The following is a 17,720-nucleotide window of genomic DNA, read 5'->3' as shown; positions in this document are numbered from 1 at the left end:
CGCCCTTCCAGCAATCCGCGGCGCGAGCCAGGTGGCTCTAGACCTTGGCGACCAGCTTGACCACGCTGGAAAAATCCAGCGCCCCGTTGCCGGCCTGGCTGTTCATTGCATACAGGTTGCGCGCCAGCTCACCGAGCGGAATCGAGACGCCGGCCTGCACTGCCGACTCGGCAACCAGGCCCAGATCCTTGAGCATCAGGTCGTTGCCGAAGCCGCCGCTATAACCGCGCGAAGCCGGTGCATTGGGCAGCACGCCGGGCCACGGGTTGCACACCTCGGTGGCCCAGCTGCGCCCGGTACTGACCGCCATCATCTGCGACAGCACCGCAGGGTCCAGGCCCTGCGCGACGCCGAGCGCCAGCGCTTCGCCGGTGGCCGCCATGATCACGCCCAGGGCCATGTTGTTGCATAACTTGGCGACCTGCCCCGCTCCGTTGTCGCCGACGTGGAAGATGTTCTTGCCCATGGCCTGCAGCACCGGGCGTGCGCGCTCCAGCGCATCGGCAGCGCCGCCGACGATGAAGGTCAGCGTGCCGGCTGCAGCACCGGCGGTGCCGCCGGAGACCGGGGCGTCCAGCATCGTCAGGCCACGCGCCCTGGCCGCATCGGCCACCTTGCGCGCAGACACCGGTGCGATGGTGCTGCAATCGATGACCAGGGCCCCATCCGGGATCTGCGCCAGGATGCCGGACTCGCCCAGGTACACACCTTCGACATGCCGGCTTGCAGGCAGCATCGAGATCACGACCTCGGCATCGACCAGCGTGTCCTGCGCGGAGCTGGCAGCCTGCGCGCCGGCCGCTGCGGCAGCATCGATGGCAGCCGGCGCGAGATCGAACACCCGCAGCTGATGCCCGGCCTTGATCAGATTGGCAGCCATTGGCCCGCCCATATTGCCCAGGCCGATAAACGCGATCTTGCTCATGGTGTCGGTTTCCAAAGTAGGACCATCTTCAAGAGAGAGCCGGGATCATCATCGATTGCTGGTGCGCGGAGCCGCCGCCAGTTCCAGCTGCCACGACCCAGGTAGACATGGCGACCGCGATGCAATCCGGCGTGGGCCGAACGCACGTCGCAAGGCACCAGCCACTCACTGCACACCCAACTCGCCTGCCCCCAAATCGGCGAGCGGATGCGATGCAGGCAACCAGGGCGCAACAAAGAAGGCTGCGGCCCACGGCGCATCGGCTTCCTCCAGCGATGCAGGCTGCCAGTGCGGCTGGCGGTCCTTATCGATCAATAGCGCGCGGATGCCTTCGGCAAAATCGCCGTGTGCCGCCGCATGCAACGCGACCACGTATTCGGTACGGAAAGTGTCGGCCAGCGTCGCGGTGTCCGGGTGGCGATGCAGCTCCCACGCCAGCCGCGCCGAGCCCGGGGCACCGGCCGCCAAGATGGCGCGCGCGGCCTGCAGCCAGCTGTCTTCGGCTTGCAGCGCCAGGATTGCAGTCACAACGTGCTCCAGTGATTCGCCGGATACCAGGCGTTCGATCAACTGTGCGTGCAGCTGCAGCGGGCCCGGCGCGGTCGGTTGCGCAATGCCATGCAGGAACGCGCTGAGCTGGGTGCGGTCGTTGTCGGCATTGCCCGTCCATGCGTGCGCGCCCAGCGCATCCAGCACTGCCGCGTACTGCGCATGCTCCAGGCGCACATCTGCCAATCCCGCGTAAATGGCATCGCTGGCATCCAGCGGCGCGCCAGTCAGCGCCAGAAACAGGCCAGCCCCCTGTGGCACGCGACGTAACAGCCAGCTGCCACCCACATCCGGGAACAACCCCACGCTGATCTCCGGCATGGCAAGCCGCGAGCGTTCGGTGACCACGCGATGGCTGGCGCCGGACATCAGGCCGATGCCACCGCCCATCACGATGCCGTGGCCCCAGCACAGCAGCGGCTTGGGATAGGTATGGATGCGGTAGTCGAGCCGGTATTCCTCTTCGAAAAACGCGGCCGCGTGCGCATTTGCCTGCGGCGCTGCGCATCGCGCTGCACGGTCGGGCACCGCATCGCGGTGCGCACGCATGCTCTGGTACAGGCCATGCAGATCGCCACCAGCACAGAACGCTTTTTCGCCAGCGCCACGCAACACCACGCATGCGATCTGCGCGTCGTCGGCCCAGGCGCGCAACTGGGCATCCAGCAACCGCGTCATCTGCAACGACAGGCCATTGAGCGTCTTGGGCGCATTCAAGGTGGCAATGCCGATGCGATGCCCATCGGCGCATGCACGCTGCCCGAACAGCACCGGTGCCTCGTCGGTTGCGCTGACCTGCACCATCAGCGGTGGCTCCACTGCGGCGCGCGCTTATCCAGAAATGCAGCCACACCTTCGGCCTGGTCCGCGTGCTCGAACAGATCCACGAAGGCTTCGCGCTCGGCAATCAAGGCCGCTGCGTGGGTGCCATGGCGGGTGGACTGCACCAGCTGCTTGCAGGCCGCCACACTGACCGGGCTCTGCTTACCGGCCCGCTGCGCCCAGGCAACCGCCAGCGCGCGCGCCTCGCCTTTGCCGACCACTTCTTCAACCAGGCCGATGCGCTGGGCGGTTGCCGCATCGATGCGTTCGCCCAACAGGATCATGCGCTTGGCCCAGCCCTCACCGACCAGGCGCGGCAGGTTCTGGGTGCCGCCTGCACACGGCAGCAAGCCAACGCTGGCTTCGGGCAACGCGAGCTGTGCATGCTGCTCGGCAATGCGCAGATCGCAAGCCAACGCGCACTCCAGCCCGCCGCCCATCGCATAGCCGTTGATTGCGGCGATCGACACCCCGCGAAACGCACTCAAGGCTTCGAATGCTTCGCCGAACCGGCGCGCGGCCTCGCGTGCGTTGGCCTTGTCGCCGTCGGCGAACTGCTTGAGATCGGCACCGGCGCTGAAGAACTTCTCGCCTTCGCCGGTGATCACCAACGCATAGATGCTGCGATCGGCATCCAGTGCGCGCACCAGGTCGCGCAGGGCCGCCAGGCTGTGCACGGTCCAGGTATTGGCCGGTGGGTTGCTCAAGGTCACGATGGCCACGTGCCCGTCGCGCTCGACCTGCAGACCGGTGTGGAGGCGCCCTTCCCAGTCGCTCATCGCAATTCCTCCTCGCCATTGAGCAGGTGGCGCGCCACGATCATGCGCATCACCTCGTTGGTGCCTTCCAGAATGCGGTGCACGCGGCTATCGCGCAGCAAACGCTCGATCGGGTATTCGCGGATATAGCCGTAGCCGCCGTGAATCTGCAAGGCATCGTCGCAGATGGCAAAGCCGGCATCGGTGGCGAAGCGCTTGGCCATCGCACACCACACGGTGGCATCGTGGCTGCCGGCATCGAGCTTGCGCGCGGCGGTGTGCACCATCTGCCGCGCGGCCACCAGCTGCGTGGCCATGTCGGCCAGCTTGAACTGCAGCGCCTGGAAATCGGCCAGTTTCTTGCCGAACTGGCGACGCTCGCCCATGTAGCGACGCGCCGCGTCCAATGCGCCTTGTGCGGCGCCCAACGAACACGCGGCGATATTGATGCGGCCACCATCCAGTGCCTTCATCGCCATCTTGAAGCCTTCGCCTTCCTTGCCCAGCAGGTTCTCGGCCGGAATACGCACGTTTTCGAAGCTCACGCCCCGCGTAGGCTGGCTGTTCCAGCCCATCTTCTCTTCCTTGCGGCCGTAGCTGATGCCCGGCGCATCGGCCGGCACCACGAAGGCGCTGATGCCACGCGCACCGTCTTCGCCGGTACGTGCCATCACCACCAGCACGTCGGTTGCGCCGGCGCCGGAGATGAAGGCCTTGCTGCCGTTGAGCACATAGCTGTCGCCGTCGCGCTGCGCGCGTGATTTCAGCGATGCCGCATCCGAGCCGCTGCCCGGCTCGGTCAGGCAGTACGAGCCCAGCTTGGCGCCGCTGGTCATCGCCTCGCCCCATTGCGCGCGCACCGCCTCGGTGCCATAGCTGGCGATCAACCAGGTGGCCATGTTGTGGATGCTGATGAACGCCGAGGTGGACGGATCCACCGTGGCGAGTTCTTCGAACACCACCGCCGCATCGAGCCGACGCATGCCCAGGCCGCCCACGCCTTCATCGGTGTAAAGGCCGCAAAAACCAAGCTCGGCGGCCTTGGCGATGGCTTCGCGCGGGAAGTGACCTTCTGCGTCCCACTGCGCTGCATGCGGGGCGAGTTCCTTGTCGGCGAAGTCGCGGGCGGCAGCGCGGAAGGCTTCCTGCTCGTCGTTCAGATCGGCCGCATTGGGGTGGAGCTGGATGGCTGCATTCATGGCGATCGGGTCACTTGAGGGAGATGGTGGTGTTGACGCCATGGCCCAGCGTCTGGTCATCGAACCAGCGCGCAGTCACGGTCTTGGTCTGGGTGTAGAACATCACCACCTGCTTGCCGTACGGGCCCAGGTCGCCGAGCTTGGAAGCGCGCGAGCCGGTGAAGGAAAACAGCGGCACCGGCACCGGGATCGGCACATTGATGCCGACCTGGCCCACATCGATGTCTTCCTGGAAACGCCGCGCGGCCGCGCCGGATTGGGTGAACAGTGCCGTGCCGTTCCCGTTGCGATTGGCGTTGACCAGCGCGATGGCCTCGTCGAGCGTGGCCGCTTCCAGGATCACCAGCACCGGCCCGAAGATTTCTTCGTCGTAGATGCGCATGCCTGGCTTGACCCCGGAAAAGATGGTCGGGCCGACGAAGTTGCCTTGCTCGAACCCCGGCACCTGCGGCGCGCGCCCATCCAGTTCCAACGTGGCGCCCTGCTCCACGCCGGAGGCGATCAAGCCTTCCACCCGCTCGCGCGCGGCGCAGGAAATCAGCGGACCGACCTCGGTGCCCGGGGCGTTGCCGGCGCCGATTTTCAGGCTCTGGGCCTTGGTTACCAACTCCGGAATCCACGCGCGCGCTTCACCGACCAAGACCAGCGTGGAGGCAGCCATGCAGCGCTGCCCCGCAGCACCGAATGCGGCACCGACCATCGCATTGAGCGTCTGCTCGCGGTTGGCGTCCGGCAACACCACGGCGTGGTTCTTGGCGCCCATCATGCATTGCACGCGTTTGCCGGCGAGCGAGGCACGTTGATACACGTGCGTGCCCACCTTGGTGGAACCGACGAACGACAACGCCTTGATGTCGGGGTGATCGCACAGCGCATTGACCACGTCTTCGCCGCCGTGCACGACGTTGAGCACGCCCTTGGGAATGCCGGCTTCCAGCGCAAGCTCCACCAGCCGCATGGTCACCATCGGATCTTGCTCGGAGGGCTTGAGCACGAAGGTGTTGCCAGTGGCAATTGCCATCGGAAACATCCACAGCGGAATCATCGCCGGGAAATTGAACGGGGTGATGCCCGCGCACACGCCCAACGGCTGCAGCAGGCTATAGGTGTCCACGCCGTTGGCGACGTTGTTGGCCAGCTCGCCCAGTTGCAGGTTGCCGATGGCCGCGGCGTGCTCCACCACTTCCAGGCCACGGAACACATCGCCTTCGGCATCGGCCAAGGTCTTGCCCTGCTCGGCGCTCAGCAGCGCAGCCAATTCGGGCATGTTTTCGCGGATCAGCTGCTGGTATTTGAGAAAAATACGCGCGCGGGTGCCAATCGGCGTCTTGCGCCAGGTCACGAAGGCGCGGCTGGCCGCCGCCACGGCGGCATCCACTTCGGCGGGGGTGGCGAACGGGACCTGGGCCAGCACCGATTGGTCGGCCGGGTTGACGACGTCCTGCCACTGCGTGCTGGCGGACACCACCAACTCGCCATCGATCAACAGGCAGACGCGGGGGACGGATTGGCGCATTGCAGGGCTCGCTCGTTGAGAAGGACATCGGGCCGTCGCAGGCCATGGCTTCGCATTGTTTGCATCGACGCCCGCCATTCCCAGCCCACAAATGCTTAATCGCGCTAAGCTTGCGACACAATCTTGCGAATCTTGCGAATGCCTCAGTCGCATGCTCAACTCCGCCACCAGCTCGGCCTGCGCCTGCAGCGGTTGCGCCAGCGCCATGGCCTGACCCAGGCCGAGCTGGCGCGCCGGCTCGAACTGTCGCCGAGCTATCTCAACCAGATCGAGCGCAACCAGCGCCCGCTCACGCTGGCCATCCAGCAGCGGCTCAAGACCGCGCTGGGCGACCTGGACGGCCTGCTGGATCTGGACGACCCGGCCGCACTGGTCGAGCCGCTGGACGAATCGCTGCGCAGCCTGGGCCACACGCTGTTGCCGGCCGAGCTGCGCGCACTCACCGGCAACCTGCCGCAGGTAGCGCAGGCACTGCTGGACCTGCACCGCGCCCATCAGCAGCTGCTCGAACGCAACGCTGCGCTGGAGCTGCAGGTCGGGGTCGAGCACGCGGCAATCCCATCGCTATCGCCCGGCGAGCAGGTGCGCGACTACTTCAACCGCGCGCACAACTATCTGCCCGAGCTGGACGAGCGCGCCGAAGCGCTTTACGCCGAACTCGGATTGACCCCGGAAAATCTGCCGCTGCGGCTGCGCCAACGGCTGGCCGATCGTCATGGCCTGCTGGTGCAGGACGCCGCCGACCTGCACCACGACAAACGCAGCATGGATGCGCAAGCGCGCGTGCTGTGGCTGCCGGCGCACTTGCGGCCGGGGCAGCAGGCATTCCAGATGGCTGCACAACTGGCATTGCTGGAATGCGCGCCGCTGCTGGACGCGCGCATTGCCGATGCCGGTTTCGAAGACGCCGAACGCATCGCGCTCTCGCGGATTGGCCTGTCGAACTACTTCGCCGGCGCGTTGGTGATGCCGTACAGCGCGTTCCTGCACAGCGCGCAAACCTCACGCTACGACATCGAATGGTTGGCCGACCGCTTCGACGTGGGCTTCGAAGCGGTGTGTCACCGGCTCAGCACCTTGCAGCGGCGCGGGGCAGCCGGTTTGCCGATCTTCTTCATGCGGGTGGACCGCGCCGGCAACGTATCCAAGCGCCACTCGGCCACCGATTTCCATTTCTCGCATGTCGGCGGCGCCTGCCCGCTGTGGATCGTGTACGAGGCGTTCAACCAGCCCGACCGCATCCTCACCCAGATCGCGCGCATGCCCGACGGCCGGCGCTATTTCTGGCTGGCCCGCCAGGTCAGCAGCGGCCCGCCCGGGTATGGCCGCCCACGCAAGACGTTTGCCCTGGCAATGGGCTGCGACCTGCGCCACGCCGATCAACTGGTGTATGCGCGCGGCTGGGATCTGAACGCGGTCGACGATGCAGTACCGATCGGCCCGGGCTGCCTGACCTGCGAACGCAGCGACTGCGTGCAGCGCGCCTTCCCTGCGCTGCCGCGCCTGCCCGCGCGCGCGCGTTGGCCGGTTGGTGGGAATTGAACCTGGTCATCGAAAGTGGCCGTGCGTCGGCCTGCGATCGCAACGACAGACACACTGCCCCGGGTCGATTGCATCGGCCCATCTGGAGGCTGCCGCTGTCGGAAAAGCGGCGACACCATCGGGCAATCGGATCAGCCCAAGTCAGCCAAGTACCCGCCCCCATGCCACAGCCCCTGTGCCGCATCACCGCCCGCACCTCCGACGGGGACCAAGCAAGCGCGAGTGCCGCAGCGCAGCATTCCAAGCCGAGATAGCTTCCGCAAAATGCTTCATTGGAATGGAATGGCTTGCGCTTCTACCCTGAAGCGGACACATGCAAGACAGGGGACGCCAGCGCGACGCAGCGCGCTTCCGGCGTCACGCAAAAAAACGACCAACACTGATCACGCAGCACAGCACCACCGACCACACCCGCGCGGATGCGCCAGACCCGCTCCACGCGGCTGGCCGCACCAGCAGCTACCACCGTCTTCGGTCACTTTGTCCTGGGAGGGATCAACCGATGCCTGTTCACCATACCGGCCATCCGGCCAGCCGGCGCCTGCGCCGCACGCCAGTGCGCGCCATCCTGTGCACCACCATCGCTTGCGTATTGGCGACCGCGTTCGGCGCGCACGCACAAGACAGCGCCCCCGCCGCCCCACCCGCAGGCGACGCCAGCCCGGCTGCGGGCAACGGCCAAACGCCGGTGACGCTGGACAACATCACCGTGATCGGCCAGCGCGCCAGCCTGAATCAGGCGGTGCAGGCCAAGCAGATGTCCGATCACGTCGTGGAAGTGATCTCCGCCGACAACATGGGCCAGATGCCCAACGTCACCGTGGCCGAAGCGCTGGTGCGGCTGCCCGGCGTCAACGGGACCCGCGACCGCGGCAACGAGAGCCTGGCCACCGTGCGCGGCCTGGGCCCGCGCATGACCATGGGCACCGTCAACGGGCGCGAAATCGCTTCCTCCGAACCCAATCGCGCCGTGCGTTGGGAGGTCTTCCCCACCGAGATCGTCTCCACCGTCAAGGTCTACAAGACCCAGTCTGCGGATCTCGTCGCCGGCGGTCTTGCCGCCACCGTGGACATCTCCACCATCAGCCCGCTCGATTACACCGGGCCGGGATTCGTCGGCACCGCCGGCCCGGTGTTCTACGACCACGCCAAGGATGTGGACGGCTATAGCCCGTGGGGCAGCCGCTTCGGCGCCAGCTGGGTGCACAAGCTCAACGACAACCTGGCGGTGGCGTTCGGCGCCACCTACCAGAAGCAGAAGAACGCCAGCTCCTCGATCGGCAGCTGGGGCTATACCGATGCCACCACCTCGCGCGACGTGGATGGCGACGGCAGCGTGGACCCGACCCCATGGGGCGCGACCGACCAGCTCAAGCTGATCGACCAGACCCGCACCGGCGCGATGGGCACCGTGCAGTGGCGCTCGGGCAATTTCGAATTGAAATTCGACGGGCTGTATTCGCGCATCGAAATCGACGAAGACCAGTTGCAGAACTGGTTCAACGGGCTGGCCTTCAGCACCTTCTCCGGCAGCACCAATCCATACACCACGCCGGGCTCGTCCTACACCATCGTCGATGGCGATGTGGTGGCCGGCACGCTGGCCAATTCCAACCTGCAGGTCGACCATGTGGTCAGCCACTACAACGAGGTCAAGACACTCACCGCCGGCGGCTTGAACGCCAAGTGGAGCGGCGATGTGTGGACCCTGGGCAGCGACCTGTCGTTCTCGCAGGCCAAGCGCGACAACACCTGGCAGGCGGTGCGTTTCGGCAGCAATCCGGACACCATCTCGTTCGATTTCCGCCGCAGCGTCACCCCCACCATCAGCACCAGCTCGGACACGCCCGAATACGGCATTGCCGGGCAGACCGAGCCGCAGGCCCTGCGCGACAAGATCGCTGCGCTGGCACTCAATGCCAGCCGCGCCGTGGATGCCGGCCCGTTCACCTCGCTGGAGTTCGGCGCACGCGCCGCACGTCGCGAAAAACAGAACCGTCGCTTCCTCAGCAACCAGTCCGGCTACGACCAGCCGATCTCGGCGTATCAGGACCTGATCTACCCGGTCAACATGCCCGACTTGAACGTGCCCACGCTGACCGGCGGCAACATGGCCGAGATCGCACGCATCGGCTTTGGCGGGTTCGATCCGAGCACGCTCGACGAACAACTGCTCGACCATTGGAACGTCAAGGAAGACGTGCGCGAAGCCTTCGCCAAGGCGGTCTTCAGTTCGCAGCTGTTCGGCACCGATGTCACCGGCAATGTCGGCGTGCGCCTGGTCAACACCAAGACCACCAGCGAGGGTTTCGATTCGGTCGGCAGCACCATCCAGCCCAGCACCGGCAGCAAGGAATATACCGACGTCCTGCCCAGCGCCACGCTCAATTTCCTGATCGACGACCAGCGCATCCTGCGCTTTGCGGTGGCCAAGGTCATCGCGCGTCCGCCGCTGGACGAGCTGCGCACCGGCCGTCGCCTGGACGACCCCAGCGTGACCGTTGGCCAGCTCACCGGCAGCGGCGGCAATCCGCAGCTGGACCCGTTCAAGGCCACCCAGGTCGATGTTTCCTACGAGTGGTACTTCCATACCGAAGCGCTCGCCGCTCTGGCCGTGTATCGCAAGGAAGTGGATTCGAGCATCGGCTACCGTACCGACCGCGAAACGATCAACGGCCTGGATTACCTGGTCAGCGCGCCGTTCAATGGTGGTGGCGGCTACATCAATGGCGTGGAGCTCACCTTCCAGACGCCGTTCTACTTCATCCCGCACATGGAAAACTTCGGCGTCTACTCGAACTATTCGCTGGTGGATTCCAACCTCAAGGAATTCTCGCCGGAAGACAACCCGCTGCCGTTGAGCGGGCTGGCACGCAAGACCGGCACCTTCGACCTGTGGTACAGCACCGGCTCCTTCGAAGCGCGCGTGGGCTACAAGTACCACAGCCCCTACACGGTGGTGTACGGCTGGAATGCCGCACGGCTGGCGCGCCTGCAGAGCGAAGGCACGGTGGATCTGAGCTTGAACTGGCAATACAGCAAGCAGCTCGGCTTCCGTTTCCAGGCCAGTAATCTCACCAACGAGCCGCTGCGCGCCTACACCGACAACAAGCCCAATCGCCTGGCCAATCAGGACGATGGCGGCTACCAGCTGTTCGGTCGTCGTTACCAGCTGGAAGCCACCTACAAGTTCTGAGCATCGCCCGATCGGCTGCACAGGCTGCTGTGCAGCCGATCTGATGGCTGCACACCTGCATGACATCGCAGCCATTGTGCGCAATCCAGTCTGCACGCCAGGATTGGACTGCGCACAGCGGCCGCACGGCAGCACGGCCGCCTGCGGCATGCTGTCGCCCGCTCCACGTTGTCTCTGTCGAGGAATTGCATGCGCTCACCCCGCCGTCTCTGGACGCCCGCGCTCCTGGCGCTGGCCATTTCCACCTTCGCACACGCCGCCCCGGCTCCCGCCACGTTGTATCTCGGCGCGGACCTGTCCTACGTCAACGAGATGGAAGAGTGCGGCGTGCAATACCGCGAGAACGGCGTGGTCACCGATCCGTTCGAACTGTTCCACGCACACGGCGCCAATCTGGTGCGCGTGCGCTTGTGGAACGATGCGCGCTGGACCAAGTACAGCGACCTGTCGGACGTGAAGAAGACCATTGCGCGTGCACGCGCGCACGGCATGCAGGTGCTGCTGGATCTGCACTACTCCGACGATTGGGCCGACGGCGAAAAGCAACTGATTCCCAAGGCCTGGGCCAGCATCACCGACACCGACGAGCTGGCGCGTACGCTGTATGGCTTCACCTACGACACGCTCAGTGCGCTCGACCGCGCCGGCTTGATGCCCGAGCTCGTGCAAGTGGGCAACGAAAGCAATTCCGACCTGATGGACAGCACGCCCTGGGACAAGAAGCGCCCGATCGATTGGCAGCGCAACGCCAAGCTGTTCAACGCCGGCATCAAGGCGGTGCGCGACATGAGCGCGCGCTCGACGATCAAGCCGCGGGTGATGCTGCATATCGCCCAACCGGAAAATGTGCAGCCGTGGTTCGCCGACGCCACCAAGGCCGGCGTCACCGATTTCGATCTGATCGGCATCAGCTACTACCGCAAGTGGTCCACGCAATCGATGGCCGAACTGGGCAAGACCATCAGGCGTCTGCGCGGCCGTTATGACGCCGATGTGGTGGTGGTGGAAACCGCGTACCCGTGGACGCTGGACGCAGGCGACACCTCGCACAACCTGCTCGGCGAAGACTCGCTGATTGCCGGCTACCCGGCGACGCCGCAAGGCCAGGCACGCTACATGGTGGACCTCACCCAACTGGTCATCGATGCCGGCGGGGCGGGCGTGGTGTATTGGGAGCCGGCATGGACCAGCAGCCGTTGCAAAACGCGCTGGGGCACCGGCTCGTCGTGGGAAAACGCCAGCTTCTTCGACTTCAAGCACGACAACGAGGTGCTGCCGGCGATCGACTTCATGCGCCACCCGTATACCGGCGTGCCTGCCTCAAGTAAGCCCAACGCAAGCCAACATGCTGCCAGTACACCAGATGGTTCCGCAGCAGCCGGCAAAAGGACACAACCATGAGCGGCATCAATCGGCGTGAGTTGCTGCGCGGCATGCTGGCCAGTGGGGTGAGCGCCGCACTGCCGGCGGGCGCAGCCGGCGCTTTGGCGTCGGCCGGCGCTACGGCTGCACCGGCTGCGACCAAACACGCAGTCTCAGCATCAACGCTGGGCGATGCAGCGCTGGCACCGCGTGAGCGTCTGCTGTTCGACTTCGGTTGGCGCTTCCACCTGGGCCATGCCAGCGATGCTGCGCGCGATTTCGAGTTCGGCACGTTCCAACGCACCTTCGCCAAGGCCGGCAAGGACACCGCCACTGCCGCGCAACTGGCATTCGACGACAGTAACTGGCAGCAGGTGGATCTCCCCCACGATTGGGCCGTTGGCCTGCCGTTTCGGCAGGAGCCGATCTCGGCCTCCATCACCGAGGAAGACCCGGCTGCCGCGCACGGCTACAAGCCGCTGGGCACGAGCTTTCCGGAGAACAGCGTGGGCTGGTATCGGCGCATATTGCAGATTCCGGCAAGCGATCTGGGCAAGCGCATCGCCCTGGTGTTCGATGGCGTGTTCCGTGAGTGCATCGTGTTCTGCAATGGGCACATCGTCGGCCGCAATGCCAGCGGCTATTGCGGCTTCGAAGTCGACCTCAGCGACGTGCTCGACTACGGCAAGCCCAACATCATCGCCATCCGCGTGGATGCCACGCTGGGCGAAGGCTGGTTCTACGAAGGCGCCGGCATCTACCGGCATGTGTGGCTGCAGAAGACCGCCCCGCTCCACATCCCGCAAGACGGGGTGTTCGTGCGCAGCACCGTGCAGGATGGCAATGCCACTGCGCAACTCTCCACCGAAGTGCGCAACGACGGCGCCACGCCACGCCAGTGCATTGTGCAGACGCGTATCACCGCACCGGATGGACGCACCGTGGCGCAAGCGGCCAGCGCAGTGGTCACCGTCGCACCCGGACAGCTGCAGGTGGTCGAACAGACCTTGCCGCTCGGGCCGGCCGCGCTGTGGTCGATCGACACGCCCCAGCTCTACAGCCTGACCAGCAGCGTGCACAGCGATGGCACTGCAGTCGATGCGCTGGTCACGCCGTTTGGCGTGCGCAGCATCGCCTTCGACGCACAGCGCGGCTTCCTGTTGAACGGCGCACCGCTCAAGTTGCACGGCACCAACAATCATCAGGATCACGCAGGTGTGGGCACCGCCATCCCGGATGCGCTGCACGAATGGCGCCTGCGCCAGCTCAAGTCGATGGGCTGCAACGCCTACCGCAGCTCGCACAATCCGGCCACCCCGGCATTGCTCGCGCTGTGCGACCGATTGGGCATGTTGGTGATCGAAGAAACCCGTCGCATGTCGACCGATCCTGAGGCCATGGGCGAACTGGAAACGATGGTACGGCGTGGCCGCAATCATCCCAGCGTCATCCTGTGGTCGCTCGGCAACGAGGAACCGCAGCAAGTGACCGAGCGCGGTGCACGCATCGTGACCCGCATGCAACAACGCGTGCGCCAGCTCGATCCCACCCGCCCCACCACCTTCGCCATGGACAAAGGTTTCGGTGACGGCGTGGGCCAGGTGGTGGATGTGGTCGGCTTCAACTACCGCACCAGCCAGATGGATGGCTTCCATGCGCAATACCCCCACATCCCGATCTACGGCAGCGAAACCGGCAGCACCGTGTCGGTGCGCGGCAACTATCAGCGCGACGAGCAACGCGGCTATACCCGCGCCTACGACCTGGACCACCCCTGGTGGGCCAGCACCGCCGAAGCCTGGTGGAGCTATGTCGCGCAACGCCCGTATATCGCCGGCGGCTTCATCTGGACGGGCTTCGACTATCGCGGCGAGCCCACGCCCTACAACCGCTGGCCGAATGTGGCTTCGCAATTCGGCGTGCTCGATAGCTGCGGCTTTCCGAAAGACAATTACTGGTACTACCGCGCGCAATGGACCAGCGAACCGGTCCTGCATCTGTTCCCGCACTGGAACTGGGACGGCGTGCTGCAGCCCGACGACAACGGCCACATCGCGGTCTGGTGCCATAGCAATCTCGAGGCGGTGGAACTGCTGGTCAATGGTGTCAGCCAGGGCCTGCAGCAGGTGCGGGCCTACGGCCATGTCGAATGGCGCGTGGCCTATGCGCCCGGCATGATCGAAGCGCGCGGCTATCGCGGCGGCAAACTGGTCCTCAGCCAGCGCCGCGAAACCACGGGCACGCCGGCAGCGATTCGCTTGAGCTGCGACCGCAACACGCTACGTGCCGATGCCGAAGATGTGGCCGTGGTGAAGGTGGAAATCCTCGATGCGCAAGGCCGCCTGGTACCGACTGCCGACAACCTGGTGCAATTTACGCTGCGTGGACCCGCGCAACTGATTGGTGTCGGCAATGGCGATCCCAGCAGCCACGAAGACGACAAGGCGCCGCGGCGCAAGGCGTTCAACGGCCTGTGTGCGGCGCTGCTGCAAACCACGCGCAGCAGCGGCGACATCGTGCTGCAGGCAGCTGCGCCTGGGCTGACCGCATCCACGTTGTGCCTGCCTGCCGAGCCCACGCGAGCGCGCGCGTCGGTGGCTTGAAACGCAATCGCCGCGTACGGCAACCGAACGTGCTGCGTGACCGGGGCCAGTGGTGGCCTCGGCAGCGTAGCGGCGCCATACGCGCGTCGCAGGCCGTCCATCGGTAGGTTTGCTGGCGGCGACGATCGAGCAGGTGATCCCGGGCTAGAAAGATCGCATGCGGGCTTTGGCCACGGCCCGCACATCGTCGGCAGCCCTGACAGGTCGGCCCCCTACGTTCGCGTCACATCGGCAGCCTCAGGTCTGCGCACTTCCGGCAGCCGGGTCGCGCGGAAAATAGCGGTTGAACTTGTCTTCCCACGCGCGGAACTGCTCCAGTGTCTGGGCATCCATCGGGCGCGGGTCGTCGGCCAGCGCTTTGTTCTGTGCCACATAGGCGATGCGCTGGGACGACAACTCATCCCACGCCTTTCTAAGCGTCACCGGATCCGGATGCGAGACCAGCATCGCCTCCAGCAGCGTGGACTGGGCCACGCGCGCGGCCAGCAGATCGCTGAGCGCCTCGGTCACCGCCTGCATCCACTCGTGTTGTTTCTGTTCCATATCCAACCAGGTCGCCTGCGTCATGCGCCGCGCACCATAGCGCCTCATCTGGAACGACGGCGTGCAAGCCAGGTTGACGATTCAGGTTCGCCACATGGTGCGACTGCGGCCAGCGCCCTCTCCATCGCGTCGCTTGACGTGTTCGACGCGCGAAACTGTCGCCACCCAGCGATACCCTCCCACGCGGCGCACGGCCGCGCGGTAGTGCACGCTCTTATCGCAAGCGTGAGAACGCACCGATCCCTGCGATCGCCAGCCGCTCGGCGGGCACCGCCGTCTCCGCGAACGACAGCCGCAGATAGCGGATCTGGCGGACCTCGGGGAAATTCAGCCGCTGGGTCGAGAGCGCATAGGCGATGTTGGAGAGCTCACCGGCGCCGGCCGGCTGCCAGTGCTGGCCATCTTCGCTGGTTTCGGCGCGATAGCCCTTCGGCGGCGCCGCACCGGTCATCACTGCGCGCGAGGGCGTGAGGCTGAACCCGGCAACCTGACGCGACGCGCCGAGGTCGATGGTCGCCTGCACGGGATGGCCCGGCGTCGGTGCGGGCGTGATCCAGATCGTGCTGGCATCGTCGTCGAGCAACTTCTCCGCCCCTGGCGCGCTCGCTTCGACGATGCGCCAGCCGGCGGTGGACAGCACGTCCGGCGCATTCGCCACCGGGCGCGCGACCGGCACCGGCGCAACGGCGCGGAACAGGGCGAATTCGCTGATCGCCGGGCAGACCGGCGCCTCGAGCACGACCAGGCGCACCCGGCGTGCGGCGATCGGGCGCTCCAGGCGCACGATCCGCTGTGCACCGATGCACTGCGCCTCGGCCAACCGCCGCCATTGCCCATCGACCTCGGCTTCGACCGCGAAGCGGGTAACGCGCACGCCCAGCGGCAGGTATTCGCGCAACCGAATCAGGTCGAAGCTGTGCGCCGTCGACAGTTCCAGCGTCAGCGTCGGCGTGGTGATCTCATCCGGCGTAGACCAGTAGCTGTCCGGCTGGCGATCGAGCACGCGCGCCGGCTCGAACCCGGCACCGCGCGACGCGCTGGCACTGGCCTTGGCGCCCTTGGCCAGGTCGATGGCGAAACTGGCGCGTATCGCATCGCCGAAACTCTGCAGCACCGCCACGTCGTGGTCGGGGATGCGGCCGCGTCGGTCGGGGGGCAGATTGAGGTTCATGTTGGTACCGCGCGCCACCGAGGTGTCGAAGTAGCGCACCAGATTCTCCGGGCTGCGCACCTTGCCGTCTTCGTCGGCGTGATAGAACCAGCCCGGACGGATCGACGTATTGGTTTCGGCCGGCCACCACAGCGCTCCCCCGCGCACGCCGGAATTGCCGTTTTCCTGGGTGTATGGCGCATTGGGCATGGTCGGCCAGGACGGATCGCCAGCGATGCCGTCTTCGTTGCCGCCCCACCGGATATCGGCGCCGAGCGGATCGAAGGTACATGCCATCGGCTGATGCCGATGCACCAGCTCGATCATCCGCGGCCAGTTGTAGTACGCAGGCGCATCGATCTTGCGCGATTCGCGCGCGCCACCGTAATAGCCGTCGCCGCCATTGGCGCCGTCGAACCAGAACTCGAACAGGTCGCCGTAGCCTGTGCAGAGTTCGACGATCTGTTTGCGGAAATAGTCCAGATAGCCGGGGCGGCCATATTCGGCGTGGTTGCGATCCCAGGGGGAGAGATAGATGCCGAAGGCCAGGCCCGCGCGTCGGCATGCCGCGGCCATCTCGCCGACGATGTCACCCTTGCCGTTTTTGTAGGGCGAATTGCGGATGCAATGCTCGGTCAGGCGTGTCGGCCACAGGCAGAATCCATCGTGGTGCTTGGCGGTGAAAATCAGCCCTTTCAGATTGCCGGCCTTGGCAGCGGCGACGATCTGATCGGCTGAAAAATCGCTGGGATCGAATTTGCGCGGATCCTCGTCGCCGTAGCCCCATTCCTTGTCGGTGAAGGTATTCATCGCAAAATGCACGAAGGCGTATTGCTCCCACCGATGCCAGCGCAGCTGTCGCGGGCTGGGCACCACACCCCACGGCGCCGGCCCGCTGGCGCGCGGCGCCGGCGCGATGCCCGCTGCCGACGCGCCGAAACTGGCGGCAGCGGCCACCACACCCGTGGCAAGAAAGGTACGACGATCGATCATTGGCGACTTCCGACTTTGCACAAGTTTCGATCTTAGCTTTTCCAATGGCGAAGAGTCCTGCCCCGCAGCAACGGATGGTGATGCAAGCACCGCACACGCACTGGCGCCGTCCCGGCTGGCGTCGAAGAACGTGGAAGCATGCGACATGCGTTCATGGTCAACGGCGAATGGTTCGCCGCACGGTGCCTTGCCGGCTTTCGCGTCAGATCGCGGAAGCGCGCCCGAATCGGCTCCAGTTCCAGCAAAGAACCCTGAGCGGTGATGCTGAATTTCCATCGTTCGGGCCAACCGGCAGTCATTCGGAGATTTCGCCGCGCCGCGTCTGGTGCCGACATGTAGCAGGACAACAAGACACGCGATGGCGCGCCTATCGCAAATCTACCCGGGCTCAGAGCCCGCGAGACGTGGCTTTGGATGCCTTGGGTGTTCCGGCATGCGCTCATCCGTCGGTCGTTCCACCGCGGCGACAGCCCTGCTCTGTGTAAGGACGACGATCCAGGAAGACGGGTCGTATCAGGTGTTCGGCGAGACAAGTGGAACCGGATGCGACATCAGCATCGGC

11 protein-coding genes are annotated in these 17,720 nt (G+C 65.6%); 4 read left to right on the top strand and 7 right to left on the bottom strand.

Translation table 11 applies throughout. From position 1 onward, the window contains the following. Positions 1 to 37: 37 nt before the first annotated feature. The 5 genes from mmsB to ACCQ00_RS06785 all read right to left on the bottom strand — a co-directional run bounded on the left by mmsB (position 38) and on the right by ACCQ00_RS06785 (position 5,769). On the bottom strand, positions 38 to 940 hold the full coding sequence (gene mmsB / locus ACCQ00_RS06805; RefSeq protein WP_017155592.1) for a 3-hydroxyisobutyrate dehydrogenase: 903 nt from the start codon (positions 938 to 940) through the stop codon (positions 38 to 40). A 150-nt stretch (positions 941 to 1,090) separates the two neighbouring features. Further along, complete coding sequence (locus ACCQ00_RS06800; protein WP_039568402.1) at positions 1,091 to 2,278, bottom strand: enoyl-CoA hydratase/isomerase family protein; 1,188 nt, start codon at positions 2,276 to 2,278, stop codon at positions 1,091 to 1,093. Continuing rightward, positions 2,278 to 3,075, bottom strand: a complete 798-nt coding sequence (locus ACCQ00_RS06795) for an enoyl-CoA hydratase (protein ID WP_039568316.1) — start codon at positions 3,073 to 3,075, stop codon at positions 2,278 to 2,280. Before ACCQ00_RS06795 ends, ACCQ00_RS06800 begins: the two co-directional genes overlap by 1 nt. Further along, positions 3,072 to 4,253: an acyl-CoA dehydrogenase family protein gene (locus tag ACCQ00_RS06790; protein ID WP_017155589.1), complete on the bottom strand. Its 1,182-nt coding sequence runs from the start codon at positions 4,251 to 4,253 to the stop codon at positions 3,072 to 3,074. The genes ACCQ00_RS06795 and ACCQ00_RS06790 overlap by 4 nt, the downstream gene beginning before the upstream one ends. Positions 4,254 to 4,263: 10 nt before the next feature. Beyond that, positions 4,264 to 5,769, bottom strand: a complete 1,506-nt coding sequence (locus ACCQ00_RS06785; RefSeq protein WP_039568312.1) for a CoA-acylating methylmalonate-semialdehyde dehydrogenase — start codon at positions 5,767 to 5,769, stop codon at positions 4,264 to 4,266. 138 nt (positions 5,770 to 5,907) lie between these two features. On the opposite strand from ACCQ00_RS06785, the gene ACCQ00_RS06780 reads away from it, so the two are divergent. From ACCQ00_RS06780 to galA, 4 genes are all read left to right on the top strand, one after another. After that, a complete protein-coding gene (locus ACCQ00_RS06780; protein ID WP_039568309.1) occupies positions 5,908 to 7,311 on the top strand; it encodes a helix-turn-helix domain-containing protein in 1,404 nt (467 codons plus the stop codon). Between the two features lie 502 nt (positions 7,312 to 7,813). Next, positions 7,814 to 10,507, top strand: a complete 2,694-nt coding sequence (locus ACCQ00_RS06775) for a TonB-dependent receptor (protein WP_372354090.1) — start codon at positions 7,814 to 7,816, stop codon at positions 10,505 to 10,507. Between the two features lie 189 nt (positions 10,508 to 10,696). Continuing rightward, positions 10,697 to 11,908 carry a glycoside hydrolase family 53 protein gene (locus ACCQ00_RS06770; protein WP_039568305.1) on the top strand — a complete coding sequence of 404 codons (1,212 nt, stop codon included), beginning with the start codon at positions 10,697 to 10,699 and terminating at the stop codon, positions 11,906 to 11,908. Then, the gene (galA, locus tag ACCQ00_RS06765) at positions 11,905 to 14,472 is read left to right on the top strand and encodes a beta-galactosidase GalA (protein WP_039568304.1); all 2,568 of its coding nucleotides are present in this window, start codon (positions 11,905 to 11,907) and stop codon (positions 14,470 to 14,472) included. Before ACCQ00_RS06770 ends, galA begins: the two co-directional genes overlap by 4 nt. A 237-nt stretch (positions 14,473 to 14,709) precedes the next feature. Here the strand turns inward: galA and ACCQ00_RS06760 are convergent, their stop codons facing one another. Then, positions 14,710 to 15,063 carry a hypothetical protein gene (locus ACCQ00_RS06760; protein WP_017155583.1) on the bottom strand — a complete coding sequence of 118 codons (354 nt, stop codon included), beginning with the start codon at positions 15,061 to 15,063 and terminating at the stop codon, positions 14,710 to 14,712. Between the two features lie 166 nt (positions 15,064 to 15,229). Next, the gene (locus tag ACCQ00_RS06755; RefSeq protein WP_039568302.1) at positions 15,230 to 17,158 is read right to left on the bottom strand and encodes an alpha-L-fucosidase; all 1,929 of its coding nucleotides are present in this window, start codon (positions 17,156 to 17,158) and stop codon (positions 15,230 to 15,232) included. Positions 17,159 to 17,720 lie beyond the last annotated feature (562 nt).

Origin of the sequence: Xanthomonas sp. NCPPB 3761, from assembly GCF_041475705.2 — a bacterium.
Taxonomy (GTDB): domain Bacteria; phylum Pseudomonadota; class Gammaproteobacteria; order Xanthomonadales; family Xanthomonadaceae; genus Xanthomonas; species Xanthomonas phaseoli.
This window is presented reverse-complemented; position numbering and strand designations above follow the sequence as displayed.